This window comes from Streptomyces sp. YIM 98790 (assembly GCF_011421595.1).
Lineage (GTDB): Bacteria > Actinomycetota > Actinomycetes > Streptomycetales > Streptomycetaceae > Streptomyces.
The window spans coordinates 1-13,195 of the sequence record NZ_WTLH01000076.1 but is presented as its reverse complement, the minus strand read 5'-3'; the positions used below and the strand labels follow the sequence as shown (position 1 = coordinate 13,195).

At 71.6% G+C, this 13,195-nt stretch carries 16 protein-coding genes; 11 read left to right on the top strand and 5 right to left on the bottom strand.

Annotated features, from left to right (window positions below; translation table 11 throughout):
- Positions 1-77: 77 nt before the first annotated feature.
- Positions 78-365: a hypothetical protein gene (locus GQS09_RS14760; protein WP_165986525.1), complete on the bottom strand. Its 288-nt coding sequence runs from the start codon at positions 363-365 to the stop codon at positions 78-80.
- A 311-nt stretch (positions 366-676) separates the two neighbouring features.
- On the opposite strand from GQS09_RS14760, the gene GQS09_RS14755 reads away from it, so the two are divergent.
- Positions 677-988, top strand: a complete 312-nt coding sequence (locus tag GQS09_RS14755) for a hypothetical protein (RefSeq protein WP_165986524.1) — start codon at positions 677-679, stop codon at positions 986-988.
- 47 nt (positions 989-1,035) lie between these two features.
- Here GQS09_RS14755 and GQS09_RS14750 read toward each other — a convergent pair whose 3' ends face one another.
- On the bottom strand, positions 1,036-1,626 hold the full coding sequence (locus GQS09_RS14750) for an isochorismatase family protein (RefSeq protein ID WP_165986523.1): 591 nt from the start codon (positions 1,624-1,626) through the stop codon (positions 1,036-1,038).
- A 312-nt stretch (positions 1,627-1,938) separates the two neighbouring features.
- On the bottom strand, positions 1,939-3,321 hold the full coding sequence (locus tag GQS09_RS14745) for a nicotinate phosphoribosyltransferase (RefSeq protein ID WP_165986522.1): 1,383 nt from the start codon (positions 3,319-3,321) through the stop codon (positions 1,939-1,941).
- Positions 3,322-3,467: 146 nt separating this feature from the next.
- On the opposite strand from GQS09_RS14745, the gene clpS reads away from it, so the two are divergent.
- The 8 genes from clpS to rodA all read left to right on the top strand — a co-directional run bounded on the left by clpS (position 3,468) and on the right by rodA (position 9,697).
- Entirely contained in the window at positions 3,468-3,803 is a 336-nt protein-coding gene (gene clpS, locus GQS09_RS14740; RefSeq protein ID WP_093840522.1) for an ATP-dependent Clp protease adapter ClpS, read from the top strand.
- The gene (locus GQS09_RS14735) at positions 3,803-4,408 is read left to right on the top strand and encodes a DUF2017 domain-containing protein (RefSeq protein WP_165986521.1); all 606 of its coding nucleotides are present in this window, start codon (positions 3,803-3,805) and stop codon (positions 4,406-4,408) included. Before clpS ends, GQS09_RS14735 begins: the two co-directional genes overlap by 1 nt.
- Before the next feature lie 315 nt (positions 4,409-4,723).
- Positions 4,724-6,283, top strand: coding sequence for a sodium:alanine symporter family protein (locus GQS09_RS14730; protein WP_165986520.1), 1,560 nt, complete (start codon positions 4,724-4,726; stop codon positions 6,281-6,283).
- Between the two features lie 125 nt (positions 6,284-6,408).
- Positions 6,409-6,840: a Mov34/MPN/PAD-1 family protein gene (locus GQS09_RS14725; protein ID WP_165986519.1), complete on the top strand. Its 432-nt coding sequence runs from the start codon at positions 6,409-6,411 to the stop codon at positions 6,838-6,840.
- A 77-nt stretch (positions 6,841-6,917) separates the two neighbouring features.
- Positions 6,918-7,037, top strand: a complete 120-nt coding sequence (locus GQS09_RS30695; protein ID WP_313896143.1) for a putative leader peptide — start codon at positions 6,918-6,920, stop codon at positions 7,035-7,037.
- Between the two features lie 106 nt (positions 7,038-7,143).
- Positions 7,144-7,422 (top strand): MoaD/ThiS family protein, encoded by a 279-nt coding sequence (locus tag GQS09_RS14715; RefSeq protein WP_165986517.1) that lies wholly within the window; start codon positions 7,144-7,146, stop codon positions 7,420-7,422.
- Positions 7,422-8,372 carry a PLP-dependent cysteine synthase family protein gene (locus GQS09_RS14710; protein ID WP_165986516.1) on the top strand — a complete coding sequence of 317 codons (951 nt, stop codon included), beginning with the start codon at positions 7,422-7,424 and terminating at the stop codon, positions 8,370-8,372. The genes GQS09_RS14715 and GQS09_RS14710 overlap by 1 nt, the downstream gene beginning before the upstream one ends.
- 134 nt (positions 8,373-8,506) lie before the next feature.
- Positions 8,507-9,697, top strand: coding sequence for a rod shape-determining protein RodA (gene rodA / locus GQS09_RS14705; protein ID WP_399552513.1), 1,191 nt, complete (start codon positions 8,507-8,509; stop codon positions 9,695-9,697).
- A gap of 108 nt (positions 9,698-9,805) precedes the next feature.
- Here rodA and GQS09_RS14700 read toward each other — a convergent pair whose 3' ends face one another.
- Positions 9,806-10,237 carry a type II toxin-antitoxin system PemK/MazF family toxin gene (locus GQS09_RS14700; protein WP_165986515.1) on the bottom strand — a complete coding sequence of 144 codons (432 nt, stop codon included), beginning with the start codon at positions 10,235-10,237 and terminating at the stop codon, positions 9,806-9,808.
- A gap of 191 nt (positions 10,238-10,428) precedes the next feature.
- On the opposite strand from GQS09_RS14700, the gene GQS09_RS14695 reads away from it, so the two are divergent.
- Complete coding sequence (locus tag GQS09_RS14695; protein WP_165986514.1) at positions 10,429-11,199, top strand: MBL fold metallo-hydrolase; 771 nt, start codon at positions 10,429-10,431, stop codon at positions 11,197-11,199.
- Between the two features lie 36 nt (positions 11,200-11,235).
- Here GQS09_RS14695 and GQS09_RS14690 read toward each other — a convergent pair whose 3' ends face one another.
- On the bottom strand, positions 11,236-12,525 hold the full coding sequence (locus GQS09_RS14690; protein WP_165986513.1) for a PTS transporter subunit EIIC: 1,290 nt from the start codon (positions 12,523-12,525) through the stop codon (positions 11,236-11,238).
- Between the two features lie 385 nt (positions 12,526-12,910).
- Between GQS09_RS14690 and GQS09_RS14685 the strand changes: the two genes are divergently transcribed.
- The gene (locus GQS09_RS14685) at positions 12,911-13,144 is read left to right on the top strand and encodes a glucose PTS transporter subunit EIIB (RefSeq protein WP_165986512.1); all 234 of its coding nucleotides are present in this window, start codon (positions 12,911-12,913) and stop codon (positions 13,142-13,144) included.
- Positions 13,145-13,195 lie beyond the last annotated feature (51 nt).

Below are 13,195 nucleotides of genomic sequence, written 5' to 3'. Positions count from 1 at the left end.
CGCAGCGAACCCGCAGCAGAACCCGCAGCGAACCCGCCGACAGGACGAAGGCCGGAAGCCGCGGTCGGCCCGAAGGGTCAGACCCGGACTTCCGGCCTCTCTGCGGTGTGCGGCCGGGCGGAGGGCGCCGGAACCGGCGCCTCGGTATCCGGCTCCGCCGTGCGCGCCCCGGTGACGAGGCTCTCCCGGATGCCGCGGCGGCTGTGCACCGCTATCGCCACCACGACCCCGCAGCACAGTGCGGCGAACGCGATCAGCGAGGCGGTGAGCACCGAGCCGCTGGGGGAGAGCAGCAGCATCAGCAGGGAGGCGGAGACGACGGCGGCGGAGCCGTAGGCGATCTGCTGGGGGGTCGGATGCGGCATCGCGGATTCCGTCCTGGCGAGTCCTGAGGAGTCCTGGCGTGGCTGTCTGAAGGCCGTGCTGGTGTTCCTGCGCACGACTCTACGGGCCTCGATGCCCGCCTCCGCACCGGGGTAAGCGTCACGCCCCGCGCTCGCTGGTGCACGGGGGGCGCACGTTTTTCCGTTTCCGCCGGCCGCTCCGGGGCGGTCCGGAAAACAGCAGGTCATCGGTTGTTTCCGGAAATGCCTCTGGTCAACGGCGTCGCTTGGGTTCAGGATGGCGGAGCCAGCCGGAGCCAGCCGGAGCCGAGGCCGAGTACGGGAGGTGAGCCATGGCGGATGGCGGACACGTCCGGCTGCCGGACGGCAGCATGGTGGTCGCGGTGGCCCTGCCGCGCCCGGAGGCGGCGGGAGCCGGGCCGATACGCATACTGGTCCACGCGCCGAACCGGGCGCGTGCCCTGACCCGGCTCCGCAACCTCGGACTGCGCGCCGTCTACCTGCGGGGCAATGCCTCGCCGCCCACCCCGGACGAGATCACCGCCGTGCTGCACCACCCGGAGGGCATCGTGTGGCGCTGCACCGCCGCCCCCGGTCCGCTCGCAAGCTGGCACCCCATGGCGGCCCTTCGCCGGGCCTCCTGAGCCGGGCCGGGCCCGGAGGGGGAGAGGCAGCGCCGCGGCCGGAGGGCTCAGGCGGCGACCACGGGCTTGCCGGAGAGATCCACTCCGGCCTCGCGCAGCTCGGCCAGCGTCCGGTCGACGGACTCGCGGGCCACCCCGGCGGTGAGATCCAGCAGCACCCGGGTGCGGAAGCCCTCGCGGGCCGCGTCCAGGGCGGTGGCCCGGACGCAGTGGTCGGTGGCGATGCCGACCACGTCCACCTCCGTCACCTCGCGGGCGCGCAGCCAGTCGGACAGCGAGGTGCCGCTCTCGTCGGTGCCCTCGAAGCCGCTGTAGGCCGCCGCGTAGGCACCCTTGTCGAAGCACGCCTCCACCGCACCGGAGGTGACCGCCGGGGCGAAGTTGGGATGGAAGCCGACTCCTTCCGTCCCGGCCACGCAGTGCCGGGGCCAGGTGCGCACGAAGTCCGGGCTGTCCGAGAAGTGGTCCCCCGGCGCGATGTGATGGTCCCGGGTGGCCACCACATGCCGGTAGCCCGGCGTGGCGGCGCTGATCAGGTCGGTGATGGCGGCGGCGACATCGGCCCCGCCGGCCACCGGGAGACTGCCGCCCTCGCAGAAGTCGTTCTGCACGTCGACGACGATCAGGGCGCGGTGCATGGAGAACACCCCTTCCGGGCGTGGGACGGGCGGCGCAAGGGGCTGTCGCCGTACAGGATTCGGTTCTGGGGCACGGGACTTGGGGATTCTCCCTTCGCAGAGTAGCCGCATCCGGTGTCCCGGTCACACCAGGTGCCCACTCCTGGCGCGTTGCCGCGGCCGGGCCCCGGCCGCCCCTTCCGGCACGTGCCGGTGGCCTGTGCGGTTCAGTGCCCCCGGCACGCCCCGGTCACACCTGAGGGCGGCCGCGTCACCCCTGCGGGCAGCCCCGGCTGCCTTCCCCGCGCTGCCTTCCCGGCCCGGCCGCCGGGCTCAGCCGCCGGAGATGCGGTATTCGGTGGGGATGACGGGTTCCCCGGCCGAGAGCTGGGTCGCGGACAGCGGCAGCGCCGCCCGGGCCCGCCGGTGCCGCTCCCGCGCGGCCCGCAGCGGCTCCCGCCCGGTGATCCGGCCGTCTAGGACCAGCTCCACCTGGAGCAGCCGGCCGGCCAGCTCCGGCGGCACCGGCCCGGTGCCGACCACCTCGGCCTCCGCGACCCCTTCGGCGTCCGGCCGCCGGGCCGCCCACTTGGCCCCGCCGATGGTCCGCTTGCCGCCCGGGGAGAGCTTGGAGGCCGGCTCCAGGGGTGCGTGCCGGCCCTCGCCGCGGGCCCGGGCCACCAGCTTGTAGACCATGGAGCAGGTGGGGTGGCCGCTTCCGGTCACCACCCGGGTACCCACCCCGTAGGCGTCCACCGGGGCCGCGGCAAGCGAGGCGATGGCGTACTCGTCCAGATCGCTGGTGACCACGATCCGGGTGTCCGGCGCGCCCAGCTCGTCGAGCTGCCGGCGCACCCGGTGCGCCACCAGCAGCAGATCGCCGGAGTCGATGCGCACCGCGCCCAGCCCGGGTCCGGCCACCGCCACCGCGGTGCGCACCGCCTCGGCGATGTCGTAGGTGTCCACCAGCAGGGTGGTGCCCCGGCCGAGGGCCTCCACCTGGGCGGTGAAGGCGTCCCGCTCGGTGTCGTGCAGCAGGGTGAAGGCGTGTGCGCTGGTGCCGATGGTGGGGATGCCGTAGCGGTAGCCGGCCGCCAGGTCGGAGGTGGCGTCGAAGCCGCCGACGTACGCGGCCCGGGAGGCGGACACCGCGGCCAGTTCGTGGGTGCGGCGGGCGCCCATCTCCACCAGCGGGCGGCCGGCCGCGGCCACCGCCATCCGGGAGGCCGCGGCGGCCACCGCGGAGTCGTGGTTGAGGATGGACAGGATCACCGTCTCCAGCAGTACGCACTCGGCGAAGCCGCCCTCCACCCGCAGCACGGGGGAGCCGGGGAAGTACACCTCGCCCTCCGGGTAGCCGGTCACGCTGCCGGTGAAGCGGTAGCCGGCCAGCCAGCGCAGGGTGTCCTCGTCCACCACCCGCTGCTCGCGCAGGAAGGCGAGCAGTTCCGGGTCGAAGCGGAAGTTCTCGATGGCGTCCAGCACCCGGCCGGTGCCCGCCACCACGCCGTAGCGGCGGCCGGGCGGCAGTGAGCGGGCGAAGACCTCGAAGACGGTGCGGCGGTGCGCGGTGCCGGCGCGCAGCGCGGCCTGCACCATGGTCAGCTCGTAGTGGTCGGTGAACAGGGCGGTGGACGGCACGTTCAGCGGCAGTCCCAGAAGCCCTTCGTGAAGCCCTCCGCCGGCCCGTGTGGCGGTCGCCCGGTCCGCGTGCATGTTCCCCGTCCCCTCTCGCGGTGGATGACTCCAGCCTAACCCACATCTCGTCAGTTTGACGATATTAGCTCGCGGGTGCGTTTTCGCACGGGCGGCCCACGGGTGGCAGCATGGAGGGAGCGGGTGGTGCCTGCTGCCGTGGGATCATGACCGGACACCGACCGGACGATGGGGTTGTCGTGAGTTCCGTTCCCCTCGAAATCGAGCGCACCGAGTCCGAGGAGGCGCCCGTCGAGGTGCCGTCCCCGGATGTCCCCTGGGTCACGGTGGTGCACAACGACCCCGTGAACCTCATGAGTTATGTGACCTATGTCTTCCAGGCGTATTTCGGGTATCCGCGGGACAAGGCCAGGCGTCTGATGCTGGACGTCCATCACAAGGGGCGGGCCATCGTCTCCAGCGGCAGCCGCGAGGAGATGGAGCGCGACGTGCAGGCGATGCACGGCTACGGGCTGTGGGCGACCCTGCAGCAGGACCGCTGATGGCGGCGTACTTCGAGCGGGCGGGCGGCGAGTCCGGCGGCGCGGCGATCGCGCTCGACCCGATGGAGGTCTCCATCCTGCGCAGCCTGGCCATGCAGCTGCTGGAGCTGATCGGCCCGGGTGAGGAGCCGGAGAACGGCTCCGGCGACCCCCTGGACGCGCTGTTCGCCGAGGGGCCCAGCGAGGCGCCGGACGACCCGGCGCTGGCCCGGCTGTTCCCGGACGCCTACCGGGGGCCCGGCGAGGCCGAGCAGGACGCCGACGGCAAGGAACGGTCCGCGGAGTTCCGCCGCTTCACCGAGGGCGAGCTGCGCTCCCGCAAACGCGCGGACAGCCTCGCCCTGGTGCGCACCCTGGACGCGGCCGCCGCGGACGCGGACGACGCCGGCGTGGTGCTCACCCTGAATCCGGAGGAGTCCCGGCAGTGGCTGGGCGCGCTCAACGATCTCCGGCTGGCCATCGCCGTCAGGCTGGACATCGACGACGAGGGCCGCGCCGATGAACTCTTCGAACTTCCGGACGAGCACCCGGCCAAGCCCTTGGTGATGGCGTATCTCTGGCTGGGCGCACTTCAGGAGTCATTGCTGGAAACGCTCCTGTCGTAATTCCCCGGCGTTTTCGAAGAGTGGGAAATCATCTCCAGACGCCTACGGAGGGTGACAATCCTGCTCCGATAATCGGACATTCCATGTAGATGTAGTGGGCATGTGTCCGTTTTAGGGCGGATGTGCGCACCAGTAACCCGACCGTTATCCGAACGTGTGACATGGGCCACTCTTAAATTGTTGCTCAGCGTGGTAGGAACTGGCATCCGAATGTTTCACCGGGACATGTCCCTGTTCCCGGCGGCCCCCCGGAATCACCGCAGAGCCGGACAGAGCCGCAAACTCATTCGTCCCCGCTACCCCTGAGGTCAATCCATGGCAGACACCACCTGGGCCGATACGGTCGCAGAGAACATCAACGAGGCGGTCGACCCGGTCGCCTCTTTCCTCGGCGACATCGTCTTCTGGAGCTTCGAAGTCGGTGGCGCGACGATCATGCCGATCGTCCTCTGGCTCGTGATCGCGGGCCTGGTCTTCACCGTCTACTTCGGATTCGCACAGATCCGCTACTTCCGGCAGGCCCTCAACATCGTCAGGGGTAAGTACGACAACCCCAAGGACCCGGGTGAGGTCAGCCACTTCCAGGCGCTGACCTCCGCCGTCTCCGGCACGGTGGGTCTGGGCAACATCGCCGGTGTGGCCATCGCCATCTCCATCGGCGGCCCCGGCGCCACCTTCTGGATGATCCTGTGCGGCCTGCTGGGCATGGCCACCAAGTTCGTCGAGTGCACCCTGGGCGTGCGGTACCGCGAGGTGCACGAGGACGGCACGGTCTCCGGCGGCCCCATGCAGTACCTGCGCAAGGGCTTCGCCGAGCTGGGCAAGCCCATGACCGGCAAGATCCTGGCCGGCCTGTCCGCCGTCTTCGTGCTGTTCTTCGGCTACTTCGGCGGCAACCTGTTCCAGGTCAACCAGTCCCTGGCCCAGGTCTCCACCCGGGTCGGCGACGGTGACGGCTTCTTCAGCACCAACCTCGGCGCCATCATCTACGGCCTGGCCATCGCCACGCTGTGCGCCCTGGTGATCATCGGCGGCATGAAGTCCATCGGCCGCACCACCGCCCGGCTGGTGCCCGGCATGGCGATCATGTACGTGGCCGCCTGTCTGCTGGTCATCCTGTTCAACGTCACCGAGGTGCCCGCCGCGATCGGCACCATCGTCACCGAGGCCTTCGCTCCCGAGGGCGTGGCCGGCGGTGTGCTCGGCGCCCTGATCGTCGGCTTCCAGCGGGCCGCGTTCTCCAACGAGGCCGGCGTCGGCTCCGCCCCGATCGCCCACTCCGCGGTGAAGACCAAGCGCCCCGCCACCGAGGGCCTGGTCGCCATGCTGGAGCCGTTCATCGACACCGTGGTCATCTGCACCATGACCGCGCTCACCATCGTGGTGGCCAACGGCGAGCTCTACCAGGCCCGCCGGGCCGGCGACGACTCCATCAACGGCATCGCCATCACCTCGGACGCCTTCGAGACCGCTCTGCCGTGGTTCCCGTGGCTGCTCACCCTGGCCGTGGTGCTGTTCGCCTTCTCCACCCTCATCACCTGGGGCTACTACAGCCAGAAGTGCTGGACGCACCTGTTCGGCCGCAGCCGCACCAGCGAGCTGGCGTTCAAGGTCAGCTGGTGCGCGGTGGCCGTGATCGGCGCCCTGCTGCCGCTGATGCGCCTGGTCGACATGGCCGACGCCTTCCTCTTCCTGGCCGCGGTCGCCAACATCATCGGCCTGTACTTCCTGGCCCCGGTGGTCAAGCGGGAGCTGGGCCGGGTGCTGGACTACGTCCGCCGGAAGGACGCGGGCGAGACCGACGAGGAGATCGAGGCCGCCGACGCGGCCGCCGCGGCCGGCGGCCCGGCCTCCAAGGTGGCCTCCGCCGAGTAACCGGCACGGCGCCCGCCGGCCTCCCCGGCGGGCGCACCGCCTGCACGGACGGCGGCGTGCCCGGCCCCTCCCCGGGGGCCGGGCACGCCGCCGGGCGTTTTCCGGGCTGACTTATCCTGGCGCGCATGCTGACCATCACCCAGGAGCTGCACGACAAGATCGTGGCCCACGCCCGCCAGGACCACCCGGACGAGGCGTGCGGAGTCATCGCCGGCCCGGCCGGCAGCGACCGCCCCGAGCGCTTCATCCCGATGCTCAACGCGGCGCGCTCGCCCACGTTCTACGAGTTCGACTCCGGCGACCTGCTCAGGCTCTACCGGGAGATGGACGACCGGGACGAGGAGCCGGTGGTCATCTACCACTCGCACACCGCCACCGAGGCGTACCCCTCGCGCACCGACATCTCCTACGCCAATGAGCCCGGCGCCCACTACGTGCTGGTCTCCACCGCCGAATGCGCCAACGGCGAGGGGCCGTTCTCCTTCCGCTCGTTCCGCATCGTGGACGGCGCGGTGAGCGAGGAGGAGGTCCGGATCGTTCCCGCCTACCAGGGTTGACCACGATGCGGGACGAGATCGTCCGCCCTCCGGGACGCCCTTCCGGAGAGGCCACCGGGAATCGTTACGATGTGGGCATGGTTTCCCACGACGTGAGAAGTGAGCCGCCGAGCCTGCTGCTCGTGGCGCGCCTGCACGTCGATCTGTGCCGCCTCGCCAGCGCCATCTGTCTGCGCCGCGCCGACGCCTCCGCCTGACCGACCGGCGGGCCGTCGTGCCCGCCCGCACCGCTCGCCGCACCCCGGCTTCCCGCCGCACGTCCCGCCGTTTCCCGCGTCACCGGATACCCACTGGAGCATGCCCATGGCCATCGAGGTCCGCATCCCGACCATCCTCCGCAGCTACACCGGCCAGCAGAAGTCCGTCGAAGGCACCGGCGAGACCCTGGCCGACCTCTTCACCGACCTGGACGCCAGCTACCCCGGCATCCGGGAGCGGCTGGTGGACGGCGGCGAGCTGCGCCGGTTCGTCAACGTCTACCTCAACGACGAGGACGTGCGCTTCCTGGAGGGCATCGACACCAAGCTGCGGGACGGCGACAGCGTCACCATCCTGCCGGCCGTCGCCGGAGGCATGCGCTGATGCGCTTCGACTCCCCGCTCGCGGCCGTGGGCAATACCCCGCTGGTCCGGCTGGTGCGGCTGTCCCCCTCCGAGGACGTGCGCATCTGGGCCAAGCTGGAGGACCGCAACCCCACCGGCTCGATCAAGGACCGCCCGGCCCTGCACATGATCGAGCAGGCCGAGAAGGACGGCCGGCTCACCCCCGGCTGCACCGTCCTGGAGCCCACCTCCGGCAACACCGGCATCTCGCTGGCCATGGCCGCCAAGCTCAAGGGCTACCGGATGGTCTGCGTGATGCCCGAGAACACCTCGCAGGAGCGGCGCGAACTGCTCGCCATGTGGGGTGCGGAGATCATCCCCTCACCGGCCGCCGGCGGCTCCAACACGGCCGTGCGGATGGCCAAGGAACTGGCCGCCGAGCACCCCGACTGGGTGATGCTCTACCAGTACGGCAACCCGGACAACGCGGGCGCCCACTACGCCACCACCGGGCCGGAGATCCTGACCGACCTGCCGTCCGTGACCCACTTCGTGGCCGGGCTGGGCACCACCGGCACCCTGATGGGCGTGGGCCGCTACCTGCGCGAGCACCGGCCGGGCGTGCAGATCGTGGCCGCCGAGCCGCGCTACGACGACCTGGTCTACGGGCTGCGCAACCTGGACGAGGGCTTCGTGCCCGAGCTCTACGACGAGTCGGTGCTCACCACCCGCTATTCGGTGGGCTCCGAGGACGCGGTGACCCGCACCCGTGAGCTCCTCGCGCAGGAGGGCATCTTCGCCGGGGTCTCCACGGGCGCGGTGCTGCACGCGGCGATCGGGGTGGGACGCAAGGCGCTGCGCGCCGGCGAGCCGGCCGACATCGTCTTCGTGGTCGCCGACGCCGGCTGGAAGTACCTCTCCACCGGCATCTACACCGCCCCCAGCACCGAGGAGGCGGTGGACCGCCTCCAGGGCCAGCTCTGGGCCTGACGGCCCGACGGCCCCCTCGCCACCGCGGGCCGGTGGCCGGACGCGCGGATGCGCGGACCCGGCCACCGGCCCGCGTCGTTCCGCACGGTGGGTTCTCACCCGGTGTGTCGGTGCGGGGGCGTAGAGTCACGGCTGTGAGTGTGCACAGCTACTTCCAGCCCTCGGTGGACCGGCGGTCGGTGTGGGAACGGCTCACCGCGCGGGATTCCCTGCTCCGGCGGCTGGACTGGCCACTGCTCGGTGCCGCGCTGGTCCTCACCGTGATCGGCACCGTGCTGGTCTACTCCGCCACCCGGGGCCGGGAGGAGCTGAACCACGGCGATCCGCAGTTCTTCCTGGTCCGGCAGTGGATCAACAGCGTCCTCGGGGTCGCCCTCGCCGCCGTCGTCATCCGGCTCGGCAGCCGCCGGGTGCGCGACGCGGTCCCCCTGCTCTACGCCATGTCCGTGCTGCTGGCCGCCCTGGTGCTGACGCCGCTCGGCACCACGGTGAACGGCTCCCGGAGCTGGATCGAGGTCGGCGGGGGATTCGCCCTGCAGCCCTCGGAGCTGGTCAAGGTCGCGGTGATCCTGGCTCTGGCCGCGCTGTTCGCCGCCCGCGCCGACGCCTGCGGCCGGGACAGCCCGGACGCCCGCACGGTGCTCTTCGCGCTGCTGCTGGTCGCCGTGCCCGCGGTGTTCATCATGCTCGCCCCCGACATGGGCCAGACACTGGGCCTGGTGGGGATCTTCCTCGGGGTGCTGGTCGCCTCCGGGGCCTCCCGCTGGTGGCTGCTCGGGCTGAGCGTTGCCGGGGCGGCCGGCGCGCTGGCCGTCTGGCTGGCCGGCCTGCTGGACGAGTACCAGATCAACCGGTTCGCCGCGTTCGCCAATCCCGAACTGGACCCGGCCGGCGTGGGCTACAACACCAACCAGGCCCGCATCGCCATCGGCTCCGGCGGCCTGTTCGGCACCGGCCTGTTCGAGGGCCACCAGACCACCGGGCAGTTCGTGCCCGAGCAGCACACCGACTTCATCTTCACGGTGGCCGGCGAGGAGCTCGGCTTCCTCGGCTCGGCCGGGATCATCGTGCTGCTCGGCGTGGTGATGTGGCGCGCGCTGCGCATCGCCCGGGAGGCCACCGACCTGTACGGCACGGTGGTCGCGGCCGGCATCGTGGCCTGGCTGGCGTTCCAGTCCTTCGAGAACATCGGGATGTCCCTGGGCATCATGCCGGTCACCGGCCTGCCGCTGCCCTTCCTGTCCTACGGCGGCTCCGCCATGTTCGCGGTCTGGATCGCGATCGGCCTGCTCCAGGCCATCCACATCGAGTCCCGCCGCCACTGATCCGGCCCCCGCCGCCGCCGCGAGCCCCGCGGAGCGGCGGGTGCCGGTGCCCCGCACCGGGGAGCGGTCAGGGGCCCGTGGGCAGGGTCCGTGGTCGGGGGCCGGTGGTCAGGGGCCGGTGAGGGTGCGGACCTGGTCCCACAGCAGGGGGTCGAGCGCACCGGCCCGGCGCCGCAGGCCCTCGGCCGGCAGCCACAGCAGGTCCTCGGTCTCCACCGAGCCGCCGCGCGGCTGGCCGACCGTGCCGGGCGGCAGCGGCACCGCCCCGGGCCGTTCACCCCCGGGCCGGGAGCTGATCCTCGCCACCCGGACGCCGTCCCGGCCGTCCACGGCCAGCACCAGCGCGGGGGCCTCCGGCTCTCCGCCCGGCAGCGCCGCGTACCAGATGTCCCCCGGCCGGGGCCCGGAGCGCGGCGTCCGCCGCACCGGGAGCCGCAGCCGGCGCGGGGGACCGGGCAACCGCCCGGCGCCGTCGACCAGCGCCGCCACGAAACCGAGCACGATCACCGCCGCCAAAGCGGGCCACCACGAGAGGTCCACCGCTCGTCTCCTTCCCACCGGACCAGGTCGGGAAAGGGCCCCGGCCGGTGTCCGCGAGACCTTCCGGGACAGTCCTCCGACACTACCCCCGCGCTGGTGATTCCGCCCACACCGGCCGCTTTCCGAGGCGCACAGCCCGCCGTTGCGACTTACAGTCGTGGCAATCCCACCACGCGGAGGTCGCCTCCCTCATGAAGCTCACCGTTGTCGGCTGCGCGGGATCCTTCCCGTCCGCGGACTCGGCCTGCTCCAGCTATCTGGTCGAGGCCGAGGGCTACCGCCTGCTGCTGGATCTGGGCAATGGCGCCCTCGGCGAGCTCCAGAAGTACACCGGCATCTACGACATCGACGCCGTGGTCCTCAGCCACCTGCACCCCGACCACTTCATCGACATGTGCGCCTACTTCGTGGCGCGCTACTACCGCTTCGAGGGCGGACGCTGCGCCCCGATCCCGGTCTACGGCCCGGCCGACACCGAACGCCGGCTGCTGGCCGCCTACGCCGACACCCCGTCGGAGAAGTCGATGAGCGAGGTGTTCGACTTCCGGACGCTGTCCCCGGGGCAGACCCTGCACCTCGGTCCGCTGCGGCTGACCGGCGACCGGGTGCGGCATCCGGTCGAGGCCTACGGCTTCCGGATCGAGCACAATGCCTCGGTGCTGGTCTATTCGGGGGACACCGGCCCCTGTCCCCAGCTGGACGGCCTGGCCCGCGGCGCGGATCTGCTGCTGTGCGAGGCGGCCTTCACCGACGGCAAGGAGAACCTGCCGGACATCCACATGACCGGCCTGGAGGCGGGCCGGTGCGCCCGGGAGGCGGACGCCGGCCGGCTGGTGCTCACCCACATCCCGCCGTGGACGGACGCCAAGGTCAACCTGCGGGACGCCCGGTCCGTCTTCGGCGGTGCGGTCGAGCTGGCCCGGCCGGGAGCGGTCTACCGGGTGGGGCGCCCGGCGGCCTGAGCCGCCGGGCGCCCCGGCCGGACGCGGGCACGGCGGTCACCTGCCCTGGTAGGCGTCCTGTTCCTCGGTGGTGAGCTGGTCGTCGGGTTCTCGTCCCGGGGTCGGGAGGTTGAACTTGATGATCGCGAACCGGAACAGCGCGTAGTAGACCACCGCGAACACCAGACCGGTGAGGATGATCAGCAGCGGCTTGGACGCGATGCCCCAGTTGATCAGGAAGTCGGTCACCCCGGCCGAGAAGCCGAAGCCGCCCCGCATGCCGAGCGCCCAGGTCAGCGCCATGGAGATGCCGGTCAGCACGGCGTGGATGGCGTACAGCACCGGGGCGATGAACATGAACGCGAACTCGATCGGCTCGGTGACGCCGGTGACGAACGCGGTCAGCGCCACCGAGACCATCATGCCGCCGACCACCTTGCGTCGCTCCGGCCGGGCGCAGTGGTAGATGGCCAGCGCGGCGGCCGGCAGGCCGAACATCATGATCGGGAAGAAGCCGGTCATGAACTGCCCCGCGGTCGGGTCACCCGCCAGGAACCGGGCGATGTCACCGGTGACCACCGTGCCGTCGTCGGTGGTGTAGGTGCCGGCCTGGAACCAGGGGAAGGAGTTGAGCAGGTGGTGCATGCCGATCGGGATCAGCGCCCGGTTGAGCACGCCGAAGATGCCCGCTCCGATCGAGCCGGAACCGACCAGCCACTCGCTGAAGTTGTGCAGCCCCGCGCCCAGCACCGGCCAGAGGTAGCCGACCAGGACGCCCAGGACCAGCCCGGCGCCCGCGGCCAGGATCGGCACCAGCCGCCGCCCGCCGAAGAAGCCCAGCCAGTCCGGCAGTTTGGTGCGGTAGAAACGCTGCCACAGCAGCGCCACCACGATGCCCATCAGCACGCCGCCCAGCACCTTGGCGTCCACCGGGGCGCCGGTGCGCTCGTCCTGGAAGGTGGCCAGCACATTGCTGAAGACGAGGTAGCCGACCACGGCCGCCAGCCCCGTGGCCCCGTCCGACTTGCGGGCGAAGCCGATGGCGATACCCACCGCGAACAGCAGCGGCATGTTGTTCAGCAGGGCGCCGCCGCCTGCCGCCATGAACTCGGCCATGCGGTTGACGAACTCGGGGAAGTTCTCCCGGCCCAGCATGTCGTCGGCGCCGAACCGCACCAGCAGGGCGGCGGCGGGCAGGGTGGCCACGGGCAGCATCAGGCTGCGGCCGATGCGCTGCGCCACGGCCATGGCCTTGGCGCCGCGTCCGGGCTGCTTGGTGTTCTCGCCGGGCGCGGGCTCCGTGGTCTGCGGGGACCGGCCTTCCGGGTCGGGGCTTGCCGTACTCATGTCCATCCTCCAGGGGCTGGGCGCCGCCGGAGCGGGGAGGGCGGCGGCGCCTCGGGATGATCAAGAAATCTTCAGACCTTCCACATGGTCTACACCACTGGGGTAGTGTGCGTGCTTTCTAGCACGTGGGCGGTACCCATGGGAACCCTTGACTGCATGGGTCTTCGGGACAGTCCGGCGGCGGGGGAGCGGGGAAGAATCCGTGAAGGATGAATCGCGGGAAACCGGACGGCTCCGGAAGTGGTCCAGACCCGGAGGGCGTCGCGGGCGCCGCGTGCGCCCTACCGTAGAGGCCGTTCCCCCGGGACCGGCGCCCGGCACCCGCACTGCCCGGCACCAGCCGCCCAGCACTCCCTGAAGAAGCGCACCAGAAAAGAGAGACACCATGGTCAGCAAGGCCGAGAAGATCGTCGCCGGGCTCGGCGGCATCGACAACATCATCGAGGTCGAGGGCTGCATCACCCGGCTGCGCACCGAGGTCGAGGACGCCTCGCTCATCGACGAGGCGGCGCTCCGCAAGGCCGGCGCGCACGGCGTGGTCAAGATGGGCACCGCCGTCCAGGTCGTCATCGGCACCGACGCCGACCCGATCGCCTCCGAGATCGAGGACATGATGTAGCCGGCGGCCCGGCGGCCCGGCGGCCGGTGCCGGGCCGCCCGCCCGGCGGCC

Excerpts from the sequence above, each read along its gene's own strand:
- GQS09_RS14755 (WP_165986524.1), top strand. The coding sequence starts at position 677 with ATGGCGGATGGCGGACACGTCCGGCTGCCGGACGGCAGCATGGTGGTC.
- GQS09_RS14735 (WP_165986521.1), top strand. The coding sequence starts at position 3,803 with ATGGCGGCGTACTTCGAGCGGGCGGGCGGCGAGTCCGGCGGCGCGGCG.
- GQS09_RS14685 (WP_165986512.1), top strand. The coding sequence starts at position 12,911 with ATGGTCAGCAAGGCCGAGAAGATCGTCGCCGGGCTCGGCGGCATCGAC.
- GQS09_RS14715 (WP_165986517.1), top strand. The coding sequence starts at position 7,144 with ATGGCCATCGAGGTCCGCATCCCGACCATCCTCCGCAGCTACACCGGC.
- GQS09_RS14730 (WP_165986520.1), top strand. The coding sequence starts at position 4,724 with ATGGCAGACACCACCTGGGCCGATACGGTCGCAGAGAACATCAACGAG.
- GQS09_RS14750 (WP_165986523.1), bottom strand. The coding sequence starts at position 1,626 with ATGCACCGCGCCCTGATCGTCGTCGACGTGCAGAACGACTTCTGCGAG.
- GQS09_RS14725 (WP_165986519.1), top strand. The coding sequence starts at position 6,409 with ATGCTGACCATCACCCAGGAGCTGCACGACAAGATCGTGGCCCACGCC.
- GQS09_RS14745 (WP_165986522.1), bottom strand. The coding sequence starts at position 3,321 with ATGCACGCGGACCGGGCGACCGCCACACGGGCCGGCGGAGGGCTTCAC.
- GQS09_RS30695 (WP_313896143.1), top strand. The coding sequence starts at position 6,918 with ATGGTTTCCCACGACGTGAGAAGTGAGCCGCCGAGCCTGCTGCTCGTG.
- GQS09_RS14695 (WP_165986514.1), top strand. The coding sequence starts at position 10,429 with ATGAAGCTCACCGTTGTCGGCTGCGCGGGATCCTTCCCGTCCGCGGAC.
- GQS09_RS14760 (WP_165986525.1), bottom strand. The coding sequence starts at position 365 with ATGCCGCATCCGACCCCCCAGCAGATCGCCTACGGCTCCGCCGCCGTC.
- GQS09_RS14710 (WP_165986516.1), top strand. The coding sequence starts at position 7,422 with ATGCGCTTCGACTCCCCGCTCGCGGCCGTGGGCAATACCCCGCTGGTC.
- clpS (WP_093840522.1), top strand. The coding sequence starts at position 3,468 with ATGACCGGACACCGACCGGACGATGGGGTTGTCGTGAGTTCCGTTCCC.
- GQS09_RS14690 (WP_165986513.1), bottom strand. The coding sequence starts at position 12,525 with ATGAGTACGGCAAGCCCCGACCCGGAAGGCCGGTCCCCGCAGACCACG.